Below are 7,704 nucleotides of genomic sequence, written 5' to 3'. Positions count from 1 at the left end.
GAACCTTTGGGCCCGCCTCAAAGAATGGCGTGCCGTCGCCACCCGCTACGAGAAGACCGCCCGATCCTTCATCGGCATCCTCTGCCTCGCAGCAGCCGCCGACTGGCTCAAGCTCTAACAGGCCCTAGCGCGAGCGGCTCTCCAATCCTGACCAGGGGCGCGATGTCCACGCTTATTTCGGCCGCAGCCGAGACGGAGGCCTCGCGGCGGTGAACCTTCGCCGTCGCCGCCCGCCCTGATGCGGGCAAGACCACACTCACAGGCAAGCTGCTGCTCGAAGGGGGAGCGATCCAGTGTGCCGGGCAGGTCCACGCCAAAGGCAACCGGCGCCGCACCCGCTCCGATGGGACCAGGGTCAAGCAGGAACGCGGCCTCTCTGTCGGCACCAGCGTCATGACCTGCGAACCGGATAACCTTCGAATTTGGTGCCAGCTCGGCATTCAGCCAGCGCTTGCCTCAATCCTGCTTCTATCGGTCCAGGACCAACCTTATGTCGGCCTGAACTTCGGGCTCATTATATTGTATGATCAGCCCCATGGTCGGAAATCTAATCACCCTCGCCATTGCGGAACCCAGTGACATCGCCTCCTTCAAAAAGGAGCTACAGGACGCTTTCGCGGTGGCCGTAGTTGATGAGTTCGGGTCGCTGCCAGATGGCCCAATTCCATCCGATGATGTCTTAAACAACGCCATCAATGCCAAAAACTCTGTGGTTTTGCGAATTCTACGCGACGATCAGAAGATTGGTGGCGCTGTGCTCACCATTAATACAGAAACTCATCATAACTCGCTCGACCTCTTTTTCCTGAAGGTTGGCGAGCAGGGTCACGGTATTGGTCTCAAAGCTTGGTTCGCCATTGAGCGGAGGTATCCTGAGACGATTACATGGCAGACGCATACCCCGTATTTTGAGAAACGAAACATCCACTTCTATGTCAACAAGTGCGGCTTCAAGATTATTGAATTTTTTAACAAATATCATTCTGACCCAAACCACCCCGGCCAAGACGACCTCCCTGGCGGGGACGGCGATGCGTTCCAATTCGAGAAGATCATGCGTTGCGCCGACGCTATACCCAAAGCTGAACCTGCATGACTGCCATCCATCGTTCTTGGATCCTGCCGCCTAGCAATTGAGCCCGATAATCCTTCATTATCGTGCTGAACGATTTGCGTAGGGGCCGATGCCTTCAAGCTGGGGCTAGAGCCCTTGGGAGGAGGACTCCTCCTCCCAAGGGCAAGCCTTCAGATGGGGCAGACACCGCTGGCGCATTGCAGATGCGCCCAGTCCACCGCCTCCTGCACCGCGCCGTCGTGGATGTTCTCCACCATTGCGGCGAAGCGGGCGGTGGAGACCTCCTCCTCGGGCAGATACTCGTAGCCCAGTTCGTTGTCCGGCCGGCTCGGCAGTACGGAGCAGCAGCGCACCTGCGGCTGGTGCTCGCGCACCATGGCGCGGAAGGATTCCAGGTCGTGCCGGTCGGTGTAGACCTTCAGCGTGTAGCTCACCTGGTTGCCGCGCTCGGCGCCGATCCAGAAGGCCTCCAGCAGCTGCAGCCAGCGATACTGCTCCTCCGGCGTTGCCTCGGGCGCGGTGACGAGCGCCTCGTCCATGCCCAGGCGCTGCGCCAGCGGCACGGTGGGAAAGCCCACGATGGTCATGCCGGGAAAGCTGCGAAGCTCGCGCAGCGGGTAGCCGCGCGCCTCGTACTCAGCCAGCAAGGGGTCGGAACCCACCGCCCAGCCCCCGGCCGCCGCATCCCGCGTGCCCTTGAACTGCACCCAGCGGAGATATTGCCGCCGCGCCGGGAGATGCGCGCCCTCGGTCAGGCCGAACAGCTTGCTGGTGGTGCCGGCGGGCTTCACCGTGGTCACCGTCACGGGATCAGCCATGCCGAGGCTGGCCGCGTACTCGGCCGCTTCCTGCTTGGCTGCATCCGAGAGCCGACGCAGCGCCTGCCAGAAGGGGGCGGAGCGGCGCTCGTCCAGCAGGTCCTGGAAGCCGAGGCCGAAGCGCATCCAGGCCCATTCATGCAGCCCGGTGGGGCCGATGCCGATGCGGTTGGTGCGTGCGACCTCCTCGCCATAGAGCGCATCCATCCGGTTGGCGCGGATCAGGAAGCGCACGCCGAGCCGGACCGAATCCTCCACCCGCTCATCCCACAGCCGCGCCACATCCTCCGGCGCCGTGCCAGGGCGGAACTGCTCGAACCCCACGGGGCAGGCCATCAGCGGCGCGAAATCGGCGATGACGCAGTAGCCGCCCGTGACATGCAGGGTGATCTCGCCGCAGGGGTTGGTGGTGACGGGGAAGCGCGCCTGTGCGGCGCGGCGGGATGCCTCGGCCAGCAGCCCGGCGGCGGCGTCCACCTGGTAGCGGGCGGAGCGGAAGTCGCGGCCATCCTCGTGCACCGGCTTGTCCCAGGCGCTGCCGGTGCGGTGGTCCTCCAGCAGGTCGCCGTTGATGAAGCCGGGCTCGCCATTGATGTAGGCGCAGGCCGTCACCTCCTCGAACACCATGCGGGCCTGGGCGGTGAGCGGGTCCGCCCCGTCGCCCTCGCGCAGGCGCTGCCAGAATTCGCGGTCCACCATGACGGAGTGGTTCGCCGTCCAGAGCCCGCCCTCCGACTTGGCGCGGATGAAGCGGCGGATGCCGGGGTCGCGCCAGGACTTGGTGGCCATGCGCGCGGCGCGGCGGGCACCGCCCACCTGCACCTCCACCGAGAGGTGGTGATCGACCAGCAGCGCCTGCTCCCAGGGCTGCAGCGCCTCGCCCTCCGGGTCCCGCGTCCGGGCCGGCTCGATAACGTGGCGGCGGATGTTGATCAGCCCGCGCAGCAGCGAGATGGGGCCGGAGGAGGGGCGGCCCTGCATGCCCTTGATCGGGCTGCCGCCGGGGCGGATGCCCGAGAGGTCGATCACCAGGGTGCGGCCGCGCTCGGCGCGGAAGGCCATGGCCTCCAGCACCTCAATCGCCTTGGCCCAGCCCTCGCGGCTGTCCTCCACCCGGTGCAGCACGGCGCCTTCGGGGAGGCCGTCCAGCGAGGGCAGCAGCGTCTCGGCCAGGAAGCCGCGCACCGTGGCCTCGGCCTCGGGGCCGAACTGCTCGGGGCCGGTGCCCCAGGGCAGCAGGTTCAGCTCGATGCCGAAGCGGCACAGCGCCGCCGCGTCCTGCGGATAGTCGGCATGGTCCGGGGCCAAATAGAGGCCGAGCGCGGGAGCCTGGCCCCAATCCGTGGTGATCAGCGCGTCGTCATAGGCGCGGCCGACGCCGGAGCCGTTCAGCAGCAGGTAGAATTCGGCGAAGGAGGCGATGGCCGTCGCGCAGTTGGTGAACACCTCCATGTTGCGGCCGGGCTGCGCGGCATCGCCATGCTGGAGGTGGCGGCCGGAGGTGAGCAGTGCCCCGGTCGCGATGGCGTTGCGCAGCCGGGCGCGCTCCACCTCCAGCGCCCCGCCGGCGCCGAGCAGGCCGATATTGCCGGTGGAGACACGCTCCGCCACCCGGCCGAAATCCTCCTGGTCCTCCGGGCGGAACACGGTGCGGCGGCCGACCGCCAGTCCCATGCCCCTGTCCAGCGGGCGGGCAGCCAGTGCTTTCTCGCCAAAGCTCTCCCCCGGAATCCGCGCTTGTGGGCGCGGCCGGGCGAGGGCGTGAATCGGCTGGCTGAATCCATCCATGGGAAAGGCTCCGGTAGACTGTTCGCGGCGGCCCCGAGTTGCGAATCGGTCTCAGGCGCCACACCAGATATGGTATGACCGAAAACCGCTATACACTAAATAGGGTTTCTGGGGTGTGAGTTCACGCCCTCAGGAAGCGCCATGAAAACAACGGCCCGGCGGAGTTTCCTCCGCCGGGCCTGAGGCCGGCCGCGCAAGGGGCTGGAATGATTCAGCGCAGGGTGGGGTCCAGCCGGTCCCGCAGCCAGTCGCCCAGCAGGGAGACGGAGAGGGTGGTCAGCACGATCACCAGCGAGGGCGAGAGCAGGATCCAGGGCGCCCGCGTCAGATATTCCCGCCCGTAGCCCACCATGTTGCCGAGCGAGGTCTGCGGCGGCTGCACGCCGAGCCCGAGGAAGGAGAGGCCGCTCTCCAGCAGGATGATCTCGGGGAAGGCCAGCGTCATCGAGACGATCAGGGTGGAGGCGATGTTGGGCAGCACGTGCCGGCCATAGACCCGCCAGGGCGTGGCGCCGAGCTGCTTCACCGCCGCGGCATAGCCCTGCGCGCCCGCGCTGACGGCCAGGCCGCGGGCGATGCGCGCGTAGCGTTCCCACCCGTGCAGCCCGAGCAGGCAGACGAACAGGGTGAGCGAGTTGCCGAAGAAGGCCAGCACCGAGAGCGCCAGGATCAGGAAGGGCATGGCCGCCTGGAAATCTACCAGCGCCAGCACCGCCTGCTCGGCGAGGCCGCGGAAATGCGCGGCGAGGAAGCCCATCGTCACGCCCAGCGCCGCCGAGATCATCGCCGCGCCGAAGGCGATCAGCAGCGAGATGCGGATGGAGACGATGAGGCGGCTCAGCACGTCCCGCCCCAGCTCGTCCGTGCCCAGCGGGTGCAGCCAGGTGCCGCCCATGAAGACGGGCGGCGCGAGGCGGCTGCGCAGGTCGAGCGCGGTGATCGAGTAGGGGGTGATCCACTCCGCCAGCAGCGCCACGCCCAGCATCAGCGCGATCCAGCACAGCGCGAAGATGACGAGAGGCGGCAGCCCGGCGCGCTTCGGCTTCGGCGGGGCCACCGCCGGCGCGGCGGCGTGGTCCATCGTGGCGTCGGACATCAGGCGGTCCCCCGCGCGCCGTTCCGCAGCCGCGGGTCCAGCACGCCATAGAGCAGGTCCACCACCAGGTTGGCGGTGACCATGGTGGCGGCGACCAGCAGCAGGATGGCCTGCACCACCGCCAGGTCCCGGTTGGCGACGGCCACCACCAGCAGCCGCCCCACGCCGGGCCAGGAGAAGACGCTCTCCACCACCACCGCACCGGCCAGCAGGCTGCCGATCATGAAGCCGACGATGGTGACGGTGGGGATGGCGGCGTTGGGCAGGGCATGGCGGCGCACCGCCACCTGCCAGGGCACGCCCTTGGCCAGCGCGGTGCGCATGTAGGGCTGGCCCAGCACCTCCAGCATGGCGGAGCGTGTGAACCTTGCCAGCACCGCCGCGCCGCCCAGCCCCAGCGTGATGACGGGGAGGATAGCGTGGCGCCAGCTTTCCTGCCCGCCCGAGGGCAGCCAGCCGAGCTGCACCGCGAACAGCAGCACCAGCATCAGGCCGAGCACGAAGGAGGGCACCGTGAAGCCGGCCACGGCCAGCAGCATCACCGCCCGGTCGGCCCAGGAATTGCGGTGCAGCGCGGCATAGACCCCGGCCGGGATGCCGAGCCCGATCTTGATGAACAGCGCCGGCACGGTGAGCGCCAGGGTGGCGGGAATGCGCTCGCCCACTAGGCTGACCGCGCTGCGCCCGTCGCGCATGGAATTGCCGAGGTCGCCCTGGAAGATGGCGGTGAAGTAGCGGAGATACTGCGCCCAGAGCGGGTCATCGAGGCCCCAGGCGCGGCGGAAGGCGGCGATCGCCTCCGGCGGCGCGTCGGCCGACATGATGAGCAGCGCCGGGTCGCCCGAGAGGCGCAGTACGACGAAGGCGAAGGTCACCACCAGCACCAGGGTCAGCAGGGCGCGCGCGAGGCGCAGGCTGAGGAAGCGCAGCATTCAGGCGGCCTTGGCAAGCGTGGTTTCGGAAAGGCCGGTGCCGGGCGCGGTCTCGCCCTGCGCCACGTGGCAGGCGACCAGCCGGCCATCGGCGCGCGGCTTCAGCGCGGGGGTCTCGGCGGCGCAGCGGGCGCTGGCCACCGGGCAGCGGGGATGGAAGGCGCAGCCGGCGGGCCGCGCCGCCGGGTTCGGCGGGTCCCCCTGCAGCACGATGCGCTGCCCCCGCCGCTGCGGATGCGGGATGGCCGAGACCAGCGCCCGCGCATAGGGGTGGGCCGGGTCGTGCAGCACCGCGTCCGGCTCGCCTTCCTCGACGATGCGGCCGAGATACATCACCGCGACCCGGTGGCTCATCTGCCGCACGGCGCGCAGATCATGGCTGATGAACAGCAGCGAGACGCCGCGCTCGGCCTGGATCTCGGCCAGCAGGTTCATCACCTGCGCCTGGATCGAGACGTCGAGCGCGCTGATCGGCTCGTCGCACACCAGCAGGGCGGGGTCGGTGGCCAGGGCGCGGGCCAGCACGGCGCGCTGCCGCTGGCCGCCCGAAAGCTCGTGCGGGTAGCGCGCCGCATGGTCCGGCCGCAGCCCGACGCTCTGCAACAGCGCCGCCACCTGCGCGGGCGAGGAGGCCCGGCCATGGATAGCCCAGGGCTCGGCCACCTGGGCGCCGATCGTCAGGCGCCGGTCCATGGCGCCGAGCGGGTCCTGGTAGACCATCTGCATCCGTGCCCGCAGCCGGCGCCATTCGGCGGTGCCGGGGGCGGGGAGGGGCTGGCCCTCGAAGCGGACATGGCCCTCGTCCGGCGTCTCCAGCCCCAGCACCAGGCGCCCGGTGGTGGACTTGCCGCAGCCGGATTCGCCCACGAGGCCCAGGGTGCGGCCATGTTCCAGGGTGAGGGAGACGCCATCCAGCGCCCGCACCTCGACCGGCCGCCCGAGCCAACCGCGCCGCATGGTGTAGCGGCGGACCAGCCCTTCGGCCTTCAGCAATTCGCTCATGCCGGCATCAGCGCCGGCGCGGGGGAGACCATGGCGGCGGCTCCGGGATAGAGGCAGGCGGCGCGGTGATCAGGGGCCACCTCGGCCAGGGGGGGTGGCGCCGCCTCGCAGGCGGCGGCGCGGCGCGGGCAGCGTGGCGCGAAGGCGCAGCCGCGTGGCATCGCCCAGGGCTCCGGCACGCCGCCGGGAATGGCGGCGAGCGGCCGGCGCGGCCCGTCCATCGGCGGCAGTGCGGCCAGCAGCCCTTCCGCATAGGGGTGGGCCGGGCCGGCGAAGAGCCGCTCCGCCGCCGTCTCCTCGACGATGCGCCCGGCATACATGACGCAGACCCGCTCGCAGGTCTCGGCGACGACGCCGAGATCGTGGCTGACCAGCACCAGCGCCATGCCCGTGTCGCGCCGGATTTCCGCCAGAAGCTCCAGGATCTGCGCCTGGATGGTGACGTCGAGCGCGGTGGTCGGCTCGTCCGCCACCAGCAGCTCGGGGCGGCCGGCCAGCGCCATGGCGATCATCACGCGCTGGTTCTGCCCGCCCGAAAGCTCGTGCGGGAAGGCATCGAGCCGGCGCCGGGCATCCGGCATGCCGACCTGGTCGAGCAGCCGCCGCGCCTCCTCGCGCGCCGCGGCGCCGGAGAGGCCCCGGTGCAGCCGCAGCGCCTCGACGATCTGCTTGCCGATGCGGTGCACCGGGTTGAGGCTGCTCGCCGGGTCCTGGAAGATCATGGCGACGCGGCCGCCGCGGATGCGGTCCAGCGCCGGGGCGGGGGCGCCGATCAGCTCGGCGCCCTCCAGCGTCACGCTGCCGGAGACCCTCGCCTTGCCCGGCAGGAGGCCCAGCGCCGCCAGCCAGGTGACGGACTTGCCGCAGCCGGACTCGCCCACCAGCGCCACGGCCTCGCCCCGCCCGATGGCGAGGTCGACGCCGCGCAGCGCCGGCAGCCCGTCGAAGCTGACGGTGAGGCCGCGGATCTCGACGAGAGGCTCCGCCATGTCC

General features: G+C 69.8%; 6 protein-coding genes and 2 pseudogenes. 3 read left to right on the top strand and 5 right to left on the bottom strand.

The features are described from left to right. The 3 genes and pseudogenes from CR165_RS13910 to CR165_RS13900 all read left to right on the top strand — a co-directional run. Positions 1-118: pseudogene (locus CR165_RS13910) on the top strand (IS5-like element ISMex42 family transposase); the annotation flags it as partial. A 110-nt stretch (positions 119-228) separates the two neighbouring features. Next, positions 229-579 (top strand): annotated as a pseudogene (locus CR165_RS26235) (GTP-binding protein); the annotation flags it as partial. Continuing rightward, positions 536-1,096, top strand: a complete 561-nt coding sequence (locus CR165_RS13900; RefSeq protein ID WP_109517594.1) for a GNAT family N-acetyltransferase — start codon at positions 536-538, stop codon at positions 1,094-1,096. The pseudogene CR165_RS26235 and the gene CR165_RS13900, both read left to right, overlap by 44 nt. Before the next feature lie 149 nt (positions 1,097-1,245). On the opposite strand, the gene CR165_RS13895 is transcribed toward CR165_RS13900, so the two are convergent. From CR165_RS13895 to CR165_RS13875, 5 genes are all read right to left on the bottom strand, one after another. Beyond that, positions 1,246-3,567 (bottom strand): recombinase, encoded by a 2,322-nt coding sequence (locus CR165_RS13895; protein ID WP_245906411.1) that lies wholly within the window; start codon positions 3,565-3,567, stop codon positions 1,246-1,248. A gap of 325 nt (positions 3,568-3,892) precedes the next feature. Next, positions 3,893-4,777, bottom strand: coding sequence for an ABC transporter permease (locus tag CR165_RS13890; protein WP_109517592.1), 885 nt, complete (start codon positions 4,775-4,777; stop codon positions 3,893-3,895). After that, positions 4,777-5,709, bottom strand: a complete 933-nt coding sequence (locus tag CR165_RS13885) for an ABC transporter permease (protein WP_109517591.1) — start codon at positions 5,707-5,709, stop codon at positions 4,777-4,779. The genes CR165_RS13890 and CR165_RS13885 overlap by 1 nt, the downstream gene beginning before the upstream one ends. Beyond that, positions 5,710-6,711: an ABC transporter ATP-binding protein gene (locus tag CR165_RS13880; protein ID WP_109517590.1), complete on the bottom strand. Its 1,002-nt coding sequence runs from the start codon at positions 6,709-6,711 to the stop codon at positions 5,710-5,712. Next, a complete protein-coding gene (locus CR165_RS13875; protein WP_109517589.1) occupies positions 6,708-7,700 on the bottom strand; it encodes an ABC transporter ATP-binding protein in 993 nt (330 codons plus the stop codon). The genes CR165_RS13880 and CR165_RS13875 overlap by 4 nt, the downstream gene beginning before the upstream one ends. Between the last annotated feature and the right edge of the window lie 4 nt (positions 7,701-7,704).

This window comes from Teichococcus aestuarii, assembly GCF_003116135.1.
Lineage (GTDB): Bacteria > Pseudomonadota > Alphaproteobacteria > Acetobacterales > Acetobacteraceae > Pseudoroseomonas > Pseudoroseomonas aestuarii.
The sequence above is the reverse complement of the archived record's forward strand: the minus strand, read 5'-3'. Positions and strand labels throughout refer to the sequence as shown.